Source organism: Nonomuraea glycinis, assembly GCF_035920485.1.
Classification (GTDB): domain Bacteria; phylum Actinomycetota; class Actinomycetes; order Streptosporangiales; family Streptosporangiaceae; genus Nonomuraea; species Nonomuraea glycinis.
On sequence record NZ_CP109166.1, the window covers coordinates 3,559,740 to 3,576,451 of the forward strand.

The window sequence follows — 16,712 nt, forward strand, 5'->3', positions numbered from 1 at the left end:
TCACGCACCATGGGAGGGATTCACCATGCATGTCGTCATACTCGCGGGTGGCAAGGGGGTCCGCCTGCGACCGTACACCTCCGCGCTGCCCAAGCCGCTGGTTCCCATCGGCGAGGAGTACGCGATCCTGGACATCATCCTGCAGCAGCTCACCCACCAGGGGTTCACCCACGCCACCCTGGCCGTGGGGCACCTGAGCCCGCTGATCAGGGCGTTCGTGGGCGACGGCTCGCGGTGGGGACTGGCGGTGGACTACACCGAGGAGGTCGCCCCGCTGTCCACGATCGGGCCGCTGTTCCCCATCAGGGACCGCCTGCCGGAGCACTTCCTGGTGATGAACGGGGACGTGCTCACCACGCTGGACTACGCGGACCTGCTGGCCCGCCACGTCTCCTCCGACGCGCCGCTGACCGTGGCCACCTCGCCCCGCGTGGTGAAGATCGACTTCGGGGTGCTGGAGGCCAGCGGCGGGCACATCGTCAACTTCAGGGAGAAGCCCCTGCTCAGCTACCTGGTCAGCATGGGGGTCTACGCCCTGTCGCGGGACACGATCGCGAGCTACCCCGAGGGGATGTCGTTCGGGTTCGACGAGCTGGTGCTCGACCTGCTCACCCAGGACAGGCAGCCGGGCGTCTACGAGTTCGACGGCTACTGGCTCGACATCGGCCGCCCCGACGACTACGACGAGGCCAACGCCCGCTTCGACGAGATCAGGTCCCAGCTGCTGCCGTCGCGGGAGCCAGTGCGATGAGCACCGTGGTGCTGTTCGGGGCCACGGGTTTCCTCGGCCGCCAGGTCCGGGCCCTGCTGGCGGACGATCCCCGGGTGTCCAGGCTGCTCTGCCCCGGCAGGACGGAGCTGGACCTGCTGGCGGCCACGCCCGACGACGCGGCACGGCTGCTCCGCGCGGCCCGGCCCGCCGTGGTGCTCAACTGCGTGGGCCGGCTGTCGGGCGGCTACGACGAGCTGCTGCGCGGCAACGCGACCGCCACGGCGGTCCTCGTCGAGGCGATCGTGGCGGCCGTGCCCCAGGCCAGGTTCGTCCGGCTGGGCTCGGCCGCCGAGTACGGTCCCACCGAGCACGGCCACTCCGTGCACGAACAGGATCCGGTACGGCCCGTCGGCGCGTACGGCATCAGCCACCTGGCCGGCACCCTCCTGGTCGAGCGGGCCGCGCTGGACGGCAGGCTGGACGGGGCGTCCCTGCGGATCTTCAACCCGGTCGGCCCGGGGACCAGCGGCGAGAGCGTGCTGGGCAGGGCGGGCGGCGCGTTGAAACGGGCGGTGGCGGCCCGCGCCGCGCACATCGAGCTGGGGCCGCTCGGCGCCTACCGCGACTTCGTGGACGTGCGGGACGTGGCCGGCGCGGTGGTGCGGGCGGCGTTCGTCCCCGAGCTGACCGAGCGGATCTTCAACGTGGGCAGCGGCCGGGCCGTCACGGTGCGGCAGGCGGTCGCGATGCTGGCCGCGCGGGCCGGGTTCGGCGGCGAGGTGCGGGAGAGCGCGCCCGCCTCGGCCCGCTCCGCCGGCGTCACCTGGAGCCGGGCGGACACCGGCCGCGCCGCCCGGGTGCTGGGCTGGCAGCCGGAGTACGGCCTCGCCGACTCCATCAAGGCGATGGCATGAGCGACGGCCCCCGCCCACGGCCGAGCCCGGCGCGTGGCTTCCTGGCGCGGTCGGGGCCCGCCGGGCGCGCGGTGCGCGGGTCTCTGGCGCGGTCGGGCCCCGCCGGGCTCGCGGCGCTCGCCGTGCTGCCGTTGCTCGGGGGGTGTACGACCGGGGCCGAGACCGGGCCGACGCCGTCGCTGCGGGAGGTCAGCTCCTTCACGTACGTCCTGCAGGGCTATCCCGGGGGCCGTCTGGACGCCGTCGCGAAGGCGCCGCACCAGCTCGCGATCGTGGACCTGTCGCGGGACGGCACCGCCGGGGGTTACTTCAGCGCCGAGGAGATCGGGCGGGTCAGGAGCAGCGGCAAGCTGGTGCTGGCCTACTTCGAGATCGGGTCGATCGAGGAGTTCAGGACCGAGTTCGGGCCCCTGCGGGAGCGGGACGCCGACCTGCTGCTCAACACCTGGCCGGACTGGCCCGACGAGCACTTCGTGAAGTACTGGGCGCCGCGCTGGTGGAGCCAGGTCGTCAAGCCGAGGCTCGACCAGGCGCTGCGGGCCGGCTTCGACGGGGTCTACCTCGACACGCCGCTCGCCTACGAGGAGATCGACCTGGCGCGGCTGCCGGGGGAGACCCGCGACGGCCTGGCCCGCCGGATGGTCGCCCTGATCAGCAAAATCAGCGAGTACGCGAAAAACATTCGCCCCGATTTTTACGTCGTTCCACAGAATTCCCCTGAGCTTAGGGATTTTTCGGGATATGTCGAAGCAATTGATGGCATCGGGATGGAGGAGCTGTTCTTCAGGGCCACCGACCGGCCCTGCCGGGAGAACTGGTGCCAGGAAAATCTGACCCATGCCCTGGTACTCCGGAAACAGGGCAAGGCCATACTCGCGACCGATTACGCCACCTCGCCGGAGAACATCCGAGCCGCCTGCGCCCACTACCGCGCGGCCGGTATGGCGGGCAATGTCACCACGGTCGACCTCGACCGCGTCAGCCCGCCCTGTCAGTAGAAAAGATGGGAAAGGAGCGAGAAATGCAGAAAACAGTAGCCGTTGTCGGCATGGGCTACGTGGGCCTGACGCTGACCGCCGCCCTGGCTCGCAAGAACCACATCGTGCACGGCGTCGACGTCAGCCCGCAGGTGGTCGAGGCGCTGTCCAGCGGCCGGATCCACGTCTTCGAGCCAGGAGTGGCCGAGACCTTCGACGACCTTCTCGGCACCAAGATCTTCATCTCCGACCAGCTCCCCGCCGAGCCGCTGGATGCCGTGATCCTGGCCGTGTCCACCCCTGTCGACCTGGCCACGGGCACGCCTGACCTGAGCAACCTGGCCGCCGCGGCCGGGGAGGTGGCCGCGCGCTGCCACCCCGGCACCCTGGTCGTCGTGCGCAGCACGGTGCCGATCGGCACGTCCCGCGAGATCGTGCTGCCGGCGCTCGCCGCCCGCTGGGAGCATCCGCGCCTGGTCATGGCGCCCGAGCGCACCATCCAGGGCCAGGCGCTGCGCGAGCTCGTCGAGCTGCCCCAGGTGATCGGCGCCCTCGACGCCGGCAGCCTGGACGCGGGCGTCGAGCTGTTCCAGGGGCTCGCCCGGCAGCTCGTGCCCGTCTCCAGCCTGGAGGCGGCCGAAATGGTCAAGCTCGCCAACAACTGCCACACCGACGCGATCTACGCCTTCGGCAACGAGCTGGCGCTCATCGCCGAGCAGCACGGGCTGGACCCGCTGGAGGTCATCAGGGCGACCAACGTCGACTACCCCCGGCCCGACCTGGCCCGGCCCGGTTACGTGGGCGGCGGCTGCCTGTCGAAGGACCCGTACCTCATGCTGGCCAGCACGCTGCCGGGACGTGAGCCGTACCTCGTGGGCCGGGCCAGGGCGCTGAACGAGCACCTGCCCGCGTACGTGGCGGGGCGGCTGGTGGAGCTGATCCGGCAGGAGTTCGGCCGTACCGAGGGGGTCAGGCTGTCGGTGCTCGGCTGGGCGTACAAGGGCTGGCCCGCCACCGACGACATGCGCGGCACCCCCATCGCGGACATGTTGCCGATCTTCGTGGCGGCGGGGCTGATGGTGCGCGGGCATGACCCGCTGGTCGCCGACGAGGTGATCCTGCGGTACGGCGGCGAGCCCGTCAGCCTGGACAAGGCCTTCGCCTGCGCCGACGCGATGATCATCATCAACGACCATCCGGACTATCGCGAGATCGAGCCGGCGGCCCGGCTGGCCGGCTCCGACGTGCGCGTGCTGTTCGACTCGTGGCGCATCCTCGACGAGGCCGCGGTGACCGCGAGCGGGGCCCGCTACGCCGGCATCGGCTACACCCCGCAGGGGGTCGCGTCATGAGGGCGCTGCTGCTGGGCGGGGCCGGGTTCATCGGGCTGCATCTGGCCCGGCGGCTGCGCGCCGACGGGCACGAGGTCACCATCTGCGATGACTTCTCCCGCGGTCGCCGGGACCCGGCGCTGGCCGCGCTCGCCGGCGAGGTCGAGGTGCGCTCGGCGGACCTCACGGACCCGGCCTCCTATCAGGCGCTGAAGCCCGGCTGGGACCAGATCTACATGCTGGCCGCGGTGGTGGGCGTGCGCAACGTCGAGTCCGGCCCGGCCCGGGTCATCAGGGTCAACACGCTGGCGCTGATGCACCTGCTCGACTGGATCGGCCCGGACGACCGGCTGTTCTTCGCCTCCACCAGCGAGGCGTACGCGGGCGGGGTGAGCGCCGGAGTGGTGCCCGTGCCGACGCCCGAGGACGTGCCGCTGATGATCGAGGACGTCGGTTCGCCCCGGTTCACGTACGCGATCAGCAAGATGCTCGGCGAGGCCGCGGTGCTGCACACCGCGCGGGCCAAGGGGTTCGCGGCCGTGGTCGGCCGCTTCCACAACATCTACGGCCCGCGCATGGGCGCCGACCACGTCATCCCCGAGCTGTCGCTCCGGGCGGCCCGCGGCGAGAACCCCTTCACGCTGTACGGCGCCGAGCAGAGCAGGGCGTTCTGCCATGTCGACGACGCCACCGAGGCGATGGTCCGGCTGATGGCGACGCCGGACGCCGCCGGCCGGATCGTGCACATCGGCAACGACGCCGAGGAGACCAACATCGGCGACCTGGCCAAGCTCGTCCTGCGGATCGCGGGGGTGAGCCCCGTCATCCGCGAGCTGCCCGCGCCGGCGGGGTCGGTGGCGCGCCGCTGCCCGGATCTCACCCTGCTGCGCGAGCTCACCGGCTACGAGCCGCGAGTCCCGCTGGAGGAGGGCGTCCGGCGGACCTTCGAGTGGTACCGGGAGTCGGCGGGATGACGCGGCCCGCAGCCTCGGCAGGAGGTGGGGTGGCACGGACCCCCGCCTCGGGAAGGGACGGGGTGACGCAGCCCATCGCGTTCTACTACGGGGCGGGGGAGCTGGACCGGCTCACCCGGTTCGACAAGGTCGTCCTGCAGGCCGACTTCTACTCCCGGCAGGAGCTCGGCCTGTTGCGGGAGCGCGGGGTGCAGACGCTCGGCTACCTGTCGCTGACCGAGGACGTGGGTCCCCGGGCGCCCTGGCAGCGCGCCGAGCGCAATCCCGACTGGGGCGGCGCGTTCGTGCACGTGGGCGATCCGCGCTGGGTGGCCCACGTCGTGGACCAGGCCACCCGGGCCATGGCCACCGGGTTTCGCGGCCTGTTCCTCGACACGCTCAACATCGAGCACAACTATCCCGAGGACCTGCCCCACCTGCTCATCCTCATCGCCGCGATCCAGGAGGAGGCCAGGCCCGCGTACCTGCTGGCCAACCGGGGCTTCGGCCTGCTGCCGGAGATCGCCGGCCTGGTGGACGGCATCCTGTTCGAGTCCTTCTCGGCCCGCTGGGTGGACGCCGGGCGGTACGAGCCCTGGCCCGACGACGTCCTGGAGGCGCACGCCGAGGTCGCCGAGCGCCTGCTCGGCCTCGACGTCGACCTGTACGCCCTCGACTACGCCGACAGCGACGAGCTGCGTGACTTCGCGCAGCGGCGGGCGCGGGAGTTCGGGATGCTCTGCTTCGTCAGCGATCGGGTGCTGTCGACGATCTGAAGCGCCGTCCGATCGGAGGTGCCACCGATCAGAGGTGCCGTGGAGCTGAGGTGCCGTGAAGCTGAAGCGCCGTGGAGCTGAAGCGCCGTGAAGCTGAGGCGCCGTCGCCCGAGGGCGGCGGCGCCCACAGGCGTCAGCCGATGCGCCAGGTGTCGCCACCCATGAGCAGGTCGCTCAGGTCGCCGCGCCCCTGCTGAGCCACGGCCTCCTCAAGCTGCTCGGCCATCAGCACGTCGTAGGCCGGGCGGTCCACCTGACGGAAGATGCCGATCGGCACGTGCTGGAAGGCCGGTTCGTCCAGCCGCGACAGCGCGAAGGCCACCGACGGGTCCGGCCGGTGGGCGTCGTGCACGAGGATGCGGTCCTCGCTCACCTCCGCCCTCGGGACGACCTCGATGTCGCCATCGGCCGTCCTGACGACCGCCTTGGACGCCGACACGATCGGCTGCCCGTGCTCCAGCCGGAGCATGATGTCGTCGCGGACCTCGGGGTCCTTCATCGGCTCGAAGGCGTTGTCGTTGAAGATGTTGCAGTTCTGGTAGATCTCCACCAGCGAGGTGCCGCGGTGCGCGGTGGCCTCGCGCAGCACCGACTGCAGGTGCTTGCGGTCGGAGTCCAGGGTCCTGGCCACGAACGACGCCTCGGCGCCCAGGGCCAGCGAGATCGGGTTGAACGGCTTGTCCAGCGAACCCATCGGGGTCGACTTGGTGATCTTGCCGACCTCGGAGGTGGGAGAGTACTGGCCCTTGGTCAGCCCGTAGATCCTGTTGTTGAACAGCAGGATGTTGAGGTTGACATTGCGGCGCAGCGCGTGGATCAGGTGGTTGCCGCCGATGGACAGCGCGTCACCGTCACCCGTGATCACCCACACGCTCAGGTCGGGCCGGGAGGCGGCCAGACCGGTCGCGATCGCCGGCGCGCGGCCGTGGATGGAGTGGAAGCCGTAGGTGTCGAGGTAGTACGGGAACCGCGAGGAGCAGCCGATGCCCGAGACGAACACGATGTTCTCGCGCCGCAGCCCGAGCTCGGGCAGGAAGCTCTGCACCGCGGCCAGGATCGCGTAGTCGCCGCAGCCGGGGCACCAGCGGACCTCCTGGTCGGACTTGAAGTCCTTCAGGGTCTGCTTGACGTCCGTCTTGGGGATGAGGCTCAGGCCCTTCCCGTTGATGTGCTCACTCACTGTCGATCACGTCCTGAATGACTCCGGCCAGCTCCTCGGCCTTGAACGGGAGCCCGCGCACGCGGTTGTAGCTGATGATGTCGACGAGGAAGCGGGCGCGCAGCAGCATGGCGAGCTGGCCGAGGTTGATCTCGGGCAGCAGCACCTTGTCGTAGCGCTTGAGCACCTCGCCGGTGTTGGCGGGCAGCGGGTTGAGGTGGCGCAGGTGTGCCTGGGCGACCCTGCCGCCGTCCTTCCTGATCCGCCGCACGGCGGCGGCGATCGGCCCGTACGTGGAGCCCCAGCCGAGGACGAGCACCTTCGTGTCGTCATCGAGGTCGTCGACCTCGAGGTCGGGCACGTCGATGCCGGCGATCTTGGCCGCGCGGGTGCGGACCATCAGGTCGTGGTTGTCCGGGTCGTAGGAGATGTTGCCGGTGCCGTCGGCCTTCTCGATGCCGCCGATGCGGTGTTCGAGCCCGGCGGTGCCGGGGATGGCCCACGGGCGGGCGAGCGTCTCGGTGTCCCGCTTGTACGGCAGGAACGCGCCGTCGTCGCCGTTCGGTGCCGTCGTGTATTCCTGCGAAATATCCGGCAAATCTGCGACTTCTGGCAGGCGCCACGGCTCCGAGCCGTTGGCCAGGTAACCGTCCGACAGCAGCATGACCGGGGTGCGGTATTTCACCGCGATCCGGGCCGCCTCGATGGCCGCGTCGAAGCAGTCGCTCGGCGACATCGCCGCCACGACCGGCACCGGCGACTCGCCGTTGCGGCCGTACAGGGCCATGAGCAGGTCGGTCTGCTCGGTCTTGGTCGGCATGCCGGTGCTCGGCCCGGCCCGCTGCACGTCCACGACGATCAGCGGCAGCTCGGTGGTGACGGCCAGGCCGACGGTCTCGGCCTTCAGCGCCACGCCGGGGCCCGAGGTGGTGGTGATGCCGAGCGCCCCGCCGAACGCCGCGCCCAGCGCCGCGCCGACGCCCGCGATCTCGTCCTCCGCCTGGAAGGTGCGGATGCCGAACTGCTTGTGCCTGGACAGCTCGTGCAGGATGTCGCTGGCCGGGGTGATCGGGTAGGAGCCCAGGAACAGCGGCAGCTTGGACTGCACGGAGGCGGCGATCAGCCCGTAGGCCAGCGCCTGGTTGCCGGAGATGTTGCGGTAGACGCCCGGGGGCAGCTTGGCCGGCTTGACCTCGTAGGAGACGGAGAAGGACTCGGTGGTCTCGCCGAAGTTCCAGCCGGACTGGAAGGCCGCGATGTTGGCCTTGGCGATCTCCGGCTTCTTGGCGAACTTCTGCTCGAGGAACTTGATCGTGTGCTCGGTCGGCCGGTGGTAGAGCCAGGAGAGCAGGCCGAGGGCGAACATGTTCTTGGAGCGCTCGGCGTCCTTCTTGGACAGGTCGAAACCTTCGAGCGCCTTGACCGTGAGCGAGGTCAGCGGCACCGCGTGCAGCCGCCACTCGGCCAGCGAGCCGTCCTCCAGCGGGTTGGCGGCGTAGCCGACCTTCTGCAGGTTGCGCTTGGTGAACTCGTCGGTGTTGGCGATGATGTCGGCGCCGCGCGGCAGGTCGCCGATGTTGGCCTTGAGCGCCGCCGGGTTCATCGCCACGAGCACGTTTGGCGCGTCGCCGGGGGTGAGAATGTCGTGGTCGGCGAAGTGGAGCTGGAAGCTCGACACGCCCGGCAGGGTCCCTGCGGGAGCACGGATCTCGGCGGGGAAGTTGGGCAGCGTCGACAGGTCGTTGCCGAACTCGGCGGTGCCGGCCGTGAACCGGTCGCCGGTGAGTTGCATACCGTCGCCGGAGTCTCCGGCGAATCGGATGATCACGCGATCGAGTTGCTGAACCTGCTTGGTCACGCCTCGGTCCTCCTCGACGCGCCGGGGCGCGGTGCTTCTGGCGCGTTCTCTGTTTCCATGCTAGATCCTCGAAAGGTCACGCGTTTGCAAGCTGGTCAAAGCGGGTAAACGCGGCGGGAGAAGTCAGGGTGAAGTGGGAGAACGTCGACACAGCCCTGACGCCAGTCTGCAGAGGTCCACATGCAGGCGTGCGAAGAGGACGGTTCGGGTCACGATCGCCAACTATACGTCCCCCTGCCCCATGACCTACGTCAGGGGCTCCTTGCGTACGGGCTTGATCCCTGACGTGTACAGCCGTCCGGCCCGCATCTTCGTGCCGTACAACTCTGGAACGGTGACGAAGGTGTAACCCTTCCCGCGCAGCCTTTCCACCATGTCCGGAATCGCGTCTACGGTCGCGCGATGCACGTCGTGCATGAGCACGATCGCCCCCGGATGCGCCTGCTCCACCGCCCGGCCGGCGATCGCCGCGGCCTCGGGGTCGCGCTGGTCCTGGGTGTCGACGTCCCAGCCCACCAGGGACACCCCGCGCTCGCGGGCGACGTTCCTGACGTCCAGGCTCACTGCCCCGTACGGCGGGCGGACCAGGGTGGGCGTCTGGCCGATCGCGGCGGACACCACGTCCTCGGTGGTCTCCAGCGAGTGGGCGATCTGGCTGGACGGCTGCGTGGACAGGTCGCGGTGCGCCCAGCCGTGGTTGCCGACCAGGTGCCCCTCCGCGCTCATCCGCCGCAGCAGCTCGGGCCGGGCCGCCGCACTGCTGCCCACCGGGAAGAACGTCGCGCGCGCGCCGTGCCGGCGCAGCGTGTCGAGCAGCTCGGCGGTGTACGGTCCGGGGCCGTCGTCGAAGGTCAGCGCGACGCACTTGACCTGGCCGCAGTTCACGGTTCCGGCGCCGGTGCCGGTGCTGGAGGCGGGGGGACCAGGGCGCGGCACGGCCGGTGGCCGCTTGACCGAGACCCGCTGCGCGGCCAGGCGTACGGACTCCTGCGCGCGCCGGCCCGTCTCCGACAGCAGCGGCTCGGCCTGGACCGCCGGCACGGCCACGGCCAGCCGACCGAGCGAGCACGGCCCGAGCTGGCAGTCGTCGAACTCCACGACCAGGTCGCCCGTGCCGTTGAAGGCCATCGAGTCGAACCGGTCCGGATCGGGTTTGACCTGCTCCCTGTCGATCTCCGGGCCGCGCGCCTTGAGTGACGTCTTGACCAGGCGGGCGACCTCCCGCAGGGCGTCCTGGCCGGACAGCAGCCCGGTGGAGTCGGTGGCCCGGCCGCTGCGCCGGTCGTACCAGAACGTCTGGCTGCTGTTGCCCCAGTCGGCGCCGCGGAACTCGCCGGTGCGCAGCCGTACGCCGACCACGTCGCCCACGGCGGCCAGCTGCCAGTCCACGTTCAGCTCCGCGTCGGCCGTGTTCCGGGAGGACTCGCGGAAGTCCGCGAGCTGACGGCGGGCCTGTTCGCGCAGTTCGTCGTTGAGGTGCGGGGCGTCGGACAGCTCCGGGTAGCCGATGTAGGCGTGCCTGACCGCCGAGTCGCCGGTGGTGAGCGCCTTGGGGGCCAGCTCGGCGACGGTGGCGGGGTCGACGTACTCGATCCGCGTCGGGTCGGCGGGGAGCACGTTGTGGCGCTCGGGGGAGGCGGCCGCGAGCCCGCACCCCGCGGAGGAGCAGACCAGCAGCACGATTCCTCCGAAGATTCGGAGTTTAGGCATAAATGACACCCTATGGGGCAAAAAATGCTGTTTGCCGGGATTTGGGGGTATAGGGCGTTAGGCTTTGAGCGGGTTACCATGCGATGCATGGACGGCTATTACGGGTCCTACCTGCTGGTCGCGGCGCTGCTCGCGATCGGCGTCGCCGTCGTGGCCGGGGCCATGATGGCCAACCGCCTGCTCAGGCCGTCCCGGCCCACCGCCGAGAAGCTGACCACGTACGAGTGCGGCGTCGACCCGGTGGGCGACGGCTGGGCCCAGTCGCAGGTCCGCTACTACGTTTTCACCTACCTTTACGTTATTTTCGCCGTAGATGCGGTCTTCCTCTTTCCGTGGGCCACCGTCTTCGACGCACCCGGCTACGGCGTGACAACGCTGGTGGAGATGTTCGTCTTCCTCGGCTTCATCGCCCTCGGCATCCTTTACGCCTGGCGCAAACGCGTGCTGAGCTGGACGTAGCCCTCACCGGACATCCGCGTAAGAATGGCCGTATGGCAGCGACGGATCTTCCGATGCCCACCGTGGGGCCGATCTCCCGGCTGGCGCCCAAGCCGATGCGGTTCGTGCTCAACTGGGGGCGGCGATACTCCCTGTGGGTGTTCAACTTCGGGCTGGCCTGCTGCGCGATCGAGTTCATCGCCACGTCGATGAGCAGGCACGACTTCATCAGATTCGGCGTCATCCCGTTCGCCAACGGCCCCCGCCAGGCCGACCTGATGATCGTCTCCGGCACGGTCACCGACAAGATGGCCCCCGCCGTCAAGCGGCTCTACGAGCAGATGCCCGACCCCAAGTACGTCATCTCCTTCGGCGCCTGCTCCAACTCCGGCGGCCCCTACTGGGACTCCTACTGCGTCACCAACGGCGTCGACCAGATCATCCCCGTCGACGTCTACGTGCCCGGCTGCCCGCCCCGGCCCGAAGCCCTGCTGTACGGGATCATGAAGCTGCAGGAGAAGATCGCGGCCGAGAAGCTCGGCGACCGCTACGGGGAGCACGCGTGACCGGCTTCGACCGCCTGGGGGACCGGGCCGAGGTCACCGACACCTTCGGCGACACCGTCGTGGACGTCGCCCCCGCCGACTGGATCGAGCTGCTCACCCTCGCCCGCGACGAGCTGGGCTACGCCTTCTTCGACTGGCTGACCGGCGTGGACGAGCCGCCGGACAGCTTCACCGTCGTGGCGCACGTCTACCGGCCCGAGAGCCGCGAGCGGCTGCTGCTGCGCACCCGGGTGCCGCACGACGACCCGCGCCTGCCCTCCGCCGTGGGCGTCTATCGGGGGGCCGACTGGCACGAGCGGGAGACGTACGAGATGTTCGGGGTGATCTTCGAGGGGCATCCCAACCTGGTGCCGTTGCTGCTGCCCGACGGGTTCGAAGGGCACCCGCTGCGCAAGGACTTCATCCTGGCCGCCCGGGTGGCCAAGCCGTGGCCCGGCGCCAAGGAGCCCGGCGAGTCCGGGCACGGCGCGCCGAGCCGCCGCAAGACGTTGCCGCCCGGCGTGCCGGCGGACTGGGGAGCCTCCGATGCTTGACGTGGTGCTGCGATTCGCCGTCATCCTGGCCATCTTCCTGGTGCTGCCGCTGATCGTCGGGCAGACCGAGCACAAGGTCATGGCGCACATGCAGTCGCGCCTCGGCCCGATGTACGCCGGCGGCTTCCACGGCTGGGCGCAGCTCATCGCCGACGGGGTCAAGTTCATGCAGAAGGAGGACGTCATCCCGGCCGCCGCCGACCGGCGCATCTTCATGATCGCGCCCGGGGTGGCGCTCGTGCCCTACCTGGTCGTGCTGATCGCCCTGCCCCTCGACGACGGCTTCGTGGGCGTCGACCTGGAGCTCGGCCTGTTCTTCGTGCTCGCGGTGATGGGCATCGGCGTGCTCGGCGCGATCATGGCCGGGTGGGCGTCGGCCAACAAATACTCCATGCTCGGCGGCATGCGGGCCGCCGCCCAGCTCGTGTCGTACGAGCTGCCGCTGGTGCTGGCGGCCTCCTCGGTCGCGATGGCCGCAGGCACGCTGTCGCTGCCCGGCATCGTCGAGGCGTGGCAGTGGTGGTGGCTGCCCTGGCAGGCGATCGGCGGCGTGGTCTTCTTCATGGCCGGGCTGGCGGAGCTGCGCCGGCCGCCCTTCGACATGCCGATCGCCGAATCCGAGATCATCATGGGCCCGATGACGGAGTACACCGGCATGCGGTTCGCCCTGTTCATGCTCGCCGAGTACGCCGGCATCGTCGTGCTGTCCTTCCTGACCACCGTGCTCTTCCTCGGCGGCTGGCACGGACCGCTGCTGCCCGGCTGGCTGTGGACGCTGGCCAAGGTGTTCCTGCTGGCCTTCGTGGTCATCTGGGTGCGGGTGAGCTTCCCGCGCCTGCGCGAGGACCAGCTCCAGAAGCTCGCCTGGGCCGGCCTGGTGCCGCTGGCCCTCGTCCAGCTCGCGCTCACCGGCGTCGTCAAGGTCCTGACCTGAGACTCGCCAGGTTGGGCCAGGTCAGGAACACCGCGCAGGACACCACCGCCCACGTCGCCAGCACCAGGAACGGCAGCGGATGCTGATGGCCGCCGAAGTAGACGGCCGTGTGCTGGGCGTTGACCGACGCGCCCGGCGGCAGCCAGCGCCCGATCGCCCCGAACGGCGAGGGCAGCAGCGGCCACGACACCGCGCCGCCGGACGACGGGTTGCCGATCAGCACCATCACCCCCCAGGTGGGCACCAGCGCCCAGCGCCCGATGAGCGTGTTGAACATGGTGAAGACCATCCCTGACGTGAACATGGTCAACACCAGGATCAGCCACGACTCCACGAACGGCAGGGACAGCGCGCCGAGCAGCCAGTCGACCACCGCCGCGATCGCGAACCCGCCCAGCAGGGCGTAGACGAGGGTGAAGCCGATCCGCTCCCACGGGCGCAGCCCGGCGGCGTGCACGGTGAGCTGGGACGCACCGAGAAAGCCGATGATCACCGCGGCGAGTGAGATGTAGAACAGGGCCAGTCCGCGCGGGTCACCGCGCTGCAGCGGCTTGAGATCCCGTACGGTCACCGGCACCCCCATACGCGCCCCCACCTGCGGCCCGGCCTCCTTGAGCAACTCGGCCACCGAGGCGCCCGCCGCCCCGGCCACGTTGAGCCGCGCCCGCCGCCCCTCCACCTGGATGACGCCGAACACCTGCTGCTCCTCGACTGCCTCGACCGCCGCCTCGAAGGTGGGGAAGTCCCGCAACTCCAGCGCCGTCCGCAGCGCGCTCTCCATCCCCGCCACGAACGCCGCCCGCTGCACCGGCCCAGTGCTGCCCACGACCGCCAAGGGAATCTGGTGCGGCGTCGGATTCGCCATCGCGTAGGTGTACGAGCCCGCGAACGTCCCCGCGCCGATGGCGACGATGAACACCAGCACGGTCGCCGGCAGGAACGGCGAGTTCCGGAACGCCGACCAGAGCTCACGCGGTCTCCTATGGGGCGTCATCGATCACCGTGGTCCGTCGTACCGTTCCGCACATCTGCCGCATACCCGGCAGCGCCCGGCCGGGACGCGGCCGGCCGTCAAGGAACCGTCAAGCGGCCCCCAGGCCCGCGCCCATCCGCGAGGGACACACGCTCTTTGAAGGGACGGTGCGGTCTTTGCCGTGGTTGCTGTGGATGCGGCAGGCATCAACCGATCGGTTGATGCCGGAATCGACCATCTCGCTCTCCGCCCGGACGATCCGTCATCCCCGCCCTCGCGCGATTCTCAAAGCATGTCAACCCACCGGGAGCCCGCCCTCCGTACCACCGGACTCCGCAAAGCCTTCGGCGACCACCTGGCCGTCGACGACATCCACCTCACTGTTCCCGCCGGATCCTTCTACGGCCTGGTCGGCCCTAACGGCGCCGGCAAGACCACCACCCTGGCCATGGCCGTCGGCCTGCTCCGCCCCGACGCCGGCCGCGCCGAAATCTTCGGCGTGGACGTCTGGCGCGACACCGTCCAGGCCAAGGGACTGATCGGCGTGCTGCCCGACGGCAACGCCATGCCGGAACGGCTCACCGGCCGCGAGGTCCTCACCTACCTCGGCCTGCTGCGCGGCCTGCCCCCCACCGTCGTCGCCGAGCGCACCGACGAACTCCTCCAGGTTCTCGAGCTCGACTCCGCCGAGCGGACCCTGGTCATCGAATACTCCACCGGCATGCGCAAGAAGATCGGCCTGGCCGTCGCCCTCCTGCACGCGCCTCGCCTGCTCGTCCTGGACGAGCCCTTCGAGGCCGTCGACCCCGTCTCCGCGGCCACGATCAAGACCATCCTGCGCAGGTTCGCGGGCAACGGCGGCTCCGTGATCATCTCCAGCCATGTCATGGCCCTCGTCGAGCAGCTCTGCGACCACGTGGGCGTCATCTCCGACGGCCGCGTCGTAGCCGCTGGGTCGCTGGCCGACGTACGCGGCGCCGGAACCCTGGAGGATGCCTTCGTCGACCTCGTCGGCGCCCGCACCGGAGGAACGGAGGGGCTGGCATGGCTCACCTCCTGACCCCCGGCCCAGCCGCATCGGCACAGCACATGATCCGCATGCGGCTGGCGCTCATGCGCAACTCCCTGCGCGGCGACAACGCCGCCAACCTCTACATCGGCGTCTCGACCGGGCTGATCCTCGCCTTCGGAACGATCGCCGTCGCCGTCCTGTGGCCCGCCTACCTGCCCCTCACCCTGGCCGCGTGGCTCTCCGGCTGGGTCTTCGGCCCCATCGTCATCGGGGGCAGCGAGGCCCTCCGCCCCGAATACTTCTCCATGCTCCCGGCCAAGCCAGGCCGGATCGCGGTGGCACTGCTCGCCGGAGCCTTCGCGGGCCCCGCACCAGCGGTGAATCTCATCGCCCTGCTGTCCCTGCCCGTGTACGGCTGGCGCTTCGGCCCGGCCGGAGTGCTCATCGGCCTGGCAGCAGCCGTCACCACGCTCATCACCATGGTGATGATCTCCCGCGTCATCGTGGCGCTCATCGGCCTGTTCGTCAGATCCCGCGCCACCGCGGCCGCCGTCGGCAGCGGGGCCGGCACCGCCATCGCTCTGTGCAGCAACGGCTGGGCACCCGTCGCAGCTCTGGGCGGCACCGACACCACCGCCTGGTCCCAGGTGGTGCTCCGCGTCCTGCCCTCCGGATGGGGTGTGGCCGCCGTCGAAGCCCCCTGGCCTCTCGCCCTCGCCATCCTCGTCGCCGGCACCGGCGTGATCGTCCTTCTTCTGGCCGTCTGGGCCGGCCTGCTGTCGCGGCGGGTCGTCTCGGCCGCACGCGGCGGTGTGCCGCCCCGCCGCGGCACGCCCCGGCCCTTCCCCATCACCAGCGGTGCCCGCATCGCCGCCGCCAAGGAACTGCGCGCCTGGTGGCGCGACCTCGTCCGCATCCAGCTCCTCGCCACCGCCTTCTCCTTCGCCCTCGTCTTCCCTCTCCTGCTCGTCACCATCGACGTCTGGATCATGGTCCCCTTCACGGGACTCGTCGCGATCGTGATGGCCGCCGCGTCCTCGGCCAACCTCTACGGCTCAGACGGGACCGCCCTCTGGCTCACCCTCATGACCCCCGGGGCGGAGCGCGCCGACGTCCGCGGCCGCCAACTGGCCTGGCTCCTCGTCGTCGGCCCAGCCGCGGTCGTCCTCTCCCTGGCCGGCACCCTCGTCAGCGGCGAAGCGTGGGCTTGGCCGTGGGTACTCGGCCTGCTCCCCGCTCTGCTCGGCGGCGGCGCCGGGATCATCGTCCTGCTCGCCGTGACCTCGCTCGTCCCCGGGACCGATCCCCACAAGCGCGGCGGCAATCCCCTCAGCACCGGCGCTGACGAAACCGCCGAAACCAGCCTCGCCTGGCTCGTGCTCGTCGCCGTCCCCGCCACCGCCCTGCCTGCGGCCGGCGCCATCCTCCTCCACCCCTGGGCCGGCATCGCCACCGGTGTGCTGACCGGCGCCCTAAGCGCCTGGGGACTCGGCAAGATCGCCTACCGCAGGCTCGAGAACCACGGGATCGATCTCCTCAACCTCATGAAGCACGGCCCGGCACCCCAGGCCGACAAGCCCACCACCGCCGATCTCCCCATCCAGCATCGCATCGGCGTCACGATCAGCTACGCCATCGCCTGGCTTCCCCTGTTCCCTCAGGGGATCGCGCCCATGGTCATGAAGATCCTCGGCATCGAGGATCGCGTATGGTTCCTCGCCCTCCATCTCCCGCCGATCTGGCAATGGCCCACTATCATTTTCATGATCGCCTTAGGGCTGCTCATGTACGGCTACGCCATCCTGATCCCCATCCGCCTAAGCTCGTCCTCATCGGTCACCACCAGCTGAAACCCCGTCCTCATCG

At 70.2% G+C, this 16,712-nt stretch carries 17 protein-coding genes; 12 read left to right on the forward strand and 5 right to left on the reverse strand.

Annotated features, from left to right (window positions below; translation table 11 throughout):
- Positions 1-25: 25 nt before the first annotated feature.
- Genes OHA68_RS16805 through OHA68_RS16830 form a run of 6 tightly spaced genes read left to right on the forward strand, consistent with a single transcriptional unit; the run spans position 26 to position 5,663 of the window.
- Complete coding sequence (locus tag OHA68_RS16805) at positions 26-751, forward strand: sugar phosphate nucleotidyltransferase (protein ID WP_327108476.1); 726 nt, start codon at positions 26-28, stop codon at positions 749-751.
- Complete coding sequence (locus OHA68_RS16810) at positions 748-1,626, forward strand: NAD-dependent epimerase/dehydratase family protein (protein ID WP_327108477.1); 879 nt, start codon at positions 748-750, stop codon at positions 1,624-1,626. Before OHA68_RS16805 ends, OHA68_RS16810 begins: the two co-directional genes overlap by 4 nt.
- Complete coding sequence (locus tag OHA68_RS16815) at positions 1,623-2,624, forward strand: endo alpha-1,4 polygalactosaminidase (RefSeq protein WP_327108478.1); 1,002 nt, start codon at positions 1,623-1,625, stop codon at positions 2,622-2,624. The genes OHA68_RS16810 and OHA68_RS16815 overlap by 4 nt, the downstream gene beginning before the upstream one ends.
- A gap of 23 nt (positions 2,625-2,647) precedes the next feature.
- The gene (locus tag OHA68_RS16820; protein ID WP_327108479.1) at positions 2,648-3,955 is read left to right on the forward strand and encodes a nucleotide sugar dehydrogenase; all 1,308 of its coding nucleotides are present in this window, start codon (positions 2,648-2,650) and stop codon (positions 3,953-3,955) included.
- Positions 3,952-4,908 carry an NAD-dependent epimerase/dehydratase family protein gene (locus OHA68_RS16825; protein WP_327108480.1) on the forward strand — a complete coding sequence of 319 codons (957 nt, stop codon included), beginning with the start codon at positions 3,952-3,954 and terminating at the stop codon, positions 4,906-4,908. Before OHA68_RS16820 ends, OHA68_RS16825 begins: the two co-directional genes overlap by 4 nt.
- Before the next feature lie 29 nt (positions 4,909-4,937).
- Positions 4,938-5,663, forward strand: coding sequence for a hypothetical protein (locus OHA68_RS16830; RefSeq protein ID WP_327108481.1), 726 nt, complete (start codon positions 4,938-4,940; stop codon positions 5,661-5,663).
- A gap of 133 nt (positions 5,664-5,796) precedes the next feature.
- Here the strand turns inward: OHA68_RS16830 and OHA68_RS16835 are convergent, their stop codons facing one another.
- The 4 genes from OHA68_RS16835 to OHA68_RS16845 form a co-directional block, all read right to left on the reverse strand.
- The gene (locus OHA68_RS16835) at positions 5,797-6,843 is read right to left on the reverse strand and encodes a 2-oxoacid:ferredoxin oxidoreductase subunit beta (RefSeq protein WP_327108482.1); all 1,047 of its coding nucleotides are present in this window, start codon (positions 6,841-6,843) and stop codon (positions 5,797-5,799) included.
- Positions 6,836-8,680 (reverse strand): 2-oxoacid:acceptor oxidoreductase subunit alpha, encoded by a 1,845-nt coding sequence (locus OHA68_RS16840; protein ID WP_327108483.1) that lies wholly within the window; start codon positions 8,678-8,680, stop codon positions 6,836-6,838. Before OHA68_RS16840 ends, OHA68_RS16835 begins: the two co-directional genes overlap by 8 nt.
- 123 nt (positions 8,681-8,803) lie before the next feature.
- Positions 8,804-8,893: a putative leader peptide gene (locus tag OHA68_RS45310; RefSeq protein ID WP_311132193.1), complete on the reverse strand. Its 90-nt coding sequence runs from the start codon at positions 8,891-8,893 to the stop codon at positions 8,804-8,806.
- Positions 8,894-8,926: 33 nt separating this feature from the next.
- A complete protein-coding gene (locus OHA68_RS16845; RefSeq protein WP_327108484.1) occupies positions 8,927-10,390 on the reverse strand; it encodes a polysaccharide deacetylase family protein in 1,464 nt (487 codons plus the stop codon).
- 87 nt (positions 10,391-10,477) lie between these two features.
- Between OHA68_RS16845 and OHA68_RS16850 the strand changes: the two genes are divergently transcribed.
- From OHA68_RS16850 to nuoH, 4 genes are read left to right on the forward strand one after another with little or no spacing between them, the layout of a single operon-like run.
- Positions 10,478-10,849, forward strand: a complete 372-nt coding sequence (locus OHA68_RS16850; RefSeq protein ID WP_189142237.1) for an NADH-quinone oxidoreductase subunit A — start codon at positions 10,478-10,480, stop codon at positions 10,847-10,849.
- Between the two features lie 32 nt (positions 10,850-10,881).
- Positions 10,882-11,394 (forward strand): NADH-quinone oxidoreductase subunit B, encoded by a 513-nt coding sequence (locus tag OHA68_RS16855; RefSeq protein WP_189142238.1) that lies wholly within the window; start codon positions 10,882-10,884, stop codon positions 11,392-11,394.
- On the forward strand, positions 11,391-11,927 hold the full coding sequence (locus OHA68_RS16860; protein ID WP_327108485.1) for an NADH-quinone oxidoreductase subunit C: 537 nt from the start codon (positions 11,391-11,393) through the stop codon (positions 11,925-11,927). Before OHA68_RS16855 ends, OHA68_RS16860 begins: the two co-directional genes overlap by 4 nt.
- Positions 11,920-12,861 carry an NADH-quinone oxidoreductase subunit NuoH gene (gene nuoH, locus OHA68_RS16865; RefSeq protein ID WP_327108486.1) on the forward strand — a complete coding sequence of 314 codons (942 nt, stop codon included), beginning with the start codon at positions 11,920-11,922 and terminating at the stop codon, positions 12,859-12,861. Before OHA68_RS16860 ends, nuoH begins: the two co-directional genes overlap by 8 nt.
- Here nuoH and OHA68_RS16870 read toward each other — a convergent pair.
- Positions 12,845-13,855 carry an ABC transporter permease gene (locus OHA68_RS16870; protein WP_327108487.1) on the reverse strand — a complete coding sequence of 337 codons (1,011 nt, stop codon included), beginning with the start codon at positions 13,853-13,855 and terminating at the stop codon, positions 12,845-12,847. The two genes, nuoH and OHA68_RS16870, sit on opposite strands and share 17 nt — an antisense overlap.
- 271 nt (positions 13,856-14,126) lie before the next feature.
- Between OHA68_RS16870 and OHA68_RS16875 the strand changes: the two genes are divergently transcribed.
- Complete coding sequence (locus OHA68_RS16875) at positions 14,127-14,894, forward strand: ABC transporter ATP-binding protein (RefSeq protein ID WP_189142241.1); 768 nt, start codon at positions 14,127-14,129, stop codon at positions 14,892-14,894.
- Positions 14,879-16,696, forward strand: a complete 1,818-nt coding sequence (locus OHA68_RS16880; RefSeq protein WP_327108488.1) for a hypothetical protein — start codon at positions 14,879-14,881, stop codon at positions 16,694-16,696. Before OHA68_RS16875 ends, OHA68_RS16880 begins: the two co-directional genes overlap by 16 nt.
- Positions 16,697-16,712 lie beyond the last annotated feature (16 nt).

Coding starts and splice junctions, on each gene's coding strand:
- OHA68_RS16810 (WP_327108477.1), top strand. CDS start 748: ATGAGCACCGTGGTGCTGTTCGGGGCCACGGGTTTCCTCGGCCGCCAG.
- OHA68_RS16850 (WP_189142237.1), top strand. CDS start 10,478: ATGGACGGCTATTACGGGTCCTACCTGCTGGTCGCGGCGCTGCTCGCG.
- OHA68_RS16845 (WP_327108484.1), bottom strand. CDS start 10,390: ATGCCTAAACTCCGAATCTTCGGAGGAATCGTGCTGCTGGTCTGCTCC.
- OHA68_RS16855 (WP_189142238.1), top strand. CDS start 10,882: ATGGCAGCGACGGATCTTCCGATGCCCACCGTGGGGCCGATCTCCCGG.
- OHA68_RS16875 (WP_189142241.1), top strand. CDS start 14,127: ATGTCAACCCACCGGGAGCCCGCCCTCCGTACCACCGGACTCCGCAAA.
- nuoH (WP_327108486.1), top strand. CDS start 11,920: ATGCTTGACGTGGTGCTGCGATTCGCCGTCATCCTGGCCATCTTCCTG.
- OHA68_RS16820 (WP_327108479.1), top strand. CDS start 2,648: ATGCAGAAAACAGTAGCCGTTGTCGGCATGGGCTACGTGGGCCTGACG.
- OHA68_RS16805 (WP_327108476.1), top strand. CDS start 26: ATGCATGTCGTCATACTCGCGGGTGGCAAGGGGGTCCGCCTGCGACCG.
- OHA68_RS16815 (WP_327108478.1), top strand. CDS start 1,623: ATGAGCGACGGCCCCCGCCCACGGCCGAGCCCGGCGCGTGGCTTCCTG.
- OHA68_RS16880 (WP_327108488.1), top strand. CDS start 14,879: ATGGCTCACCTCCTGACCCCCGGCCCAGCCGCATCGGCACAGCACATG.
- OHA68_RS16825 (WP_327108480.1), top strand. CDS start 3,952: ATGAGGGCGCTGCTGCTGGGCGGGGCCGGGTTCATCGGGCTGCATCTG.
- OHA68_RS16870 (WP_327108487.1), bottom strand. CDS start 13,855: ATGACGCCCCATAGGAGACCGCGTGAGCTCTGGTCGGCGTTCCGGAAC.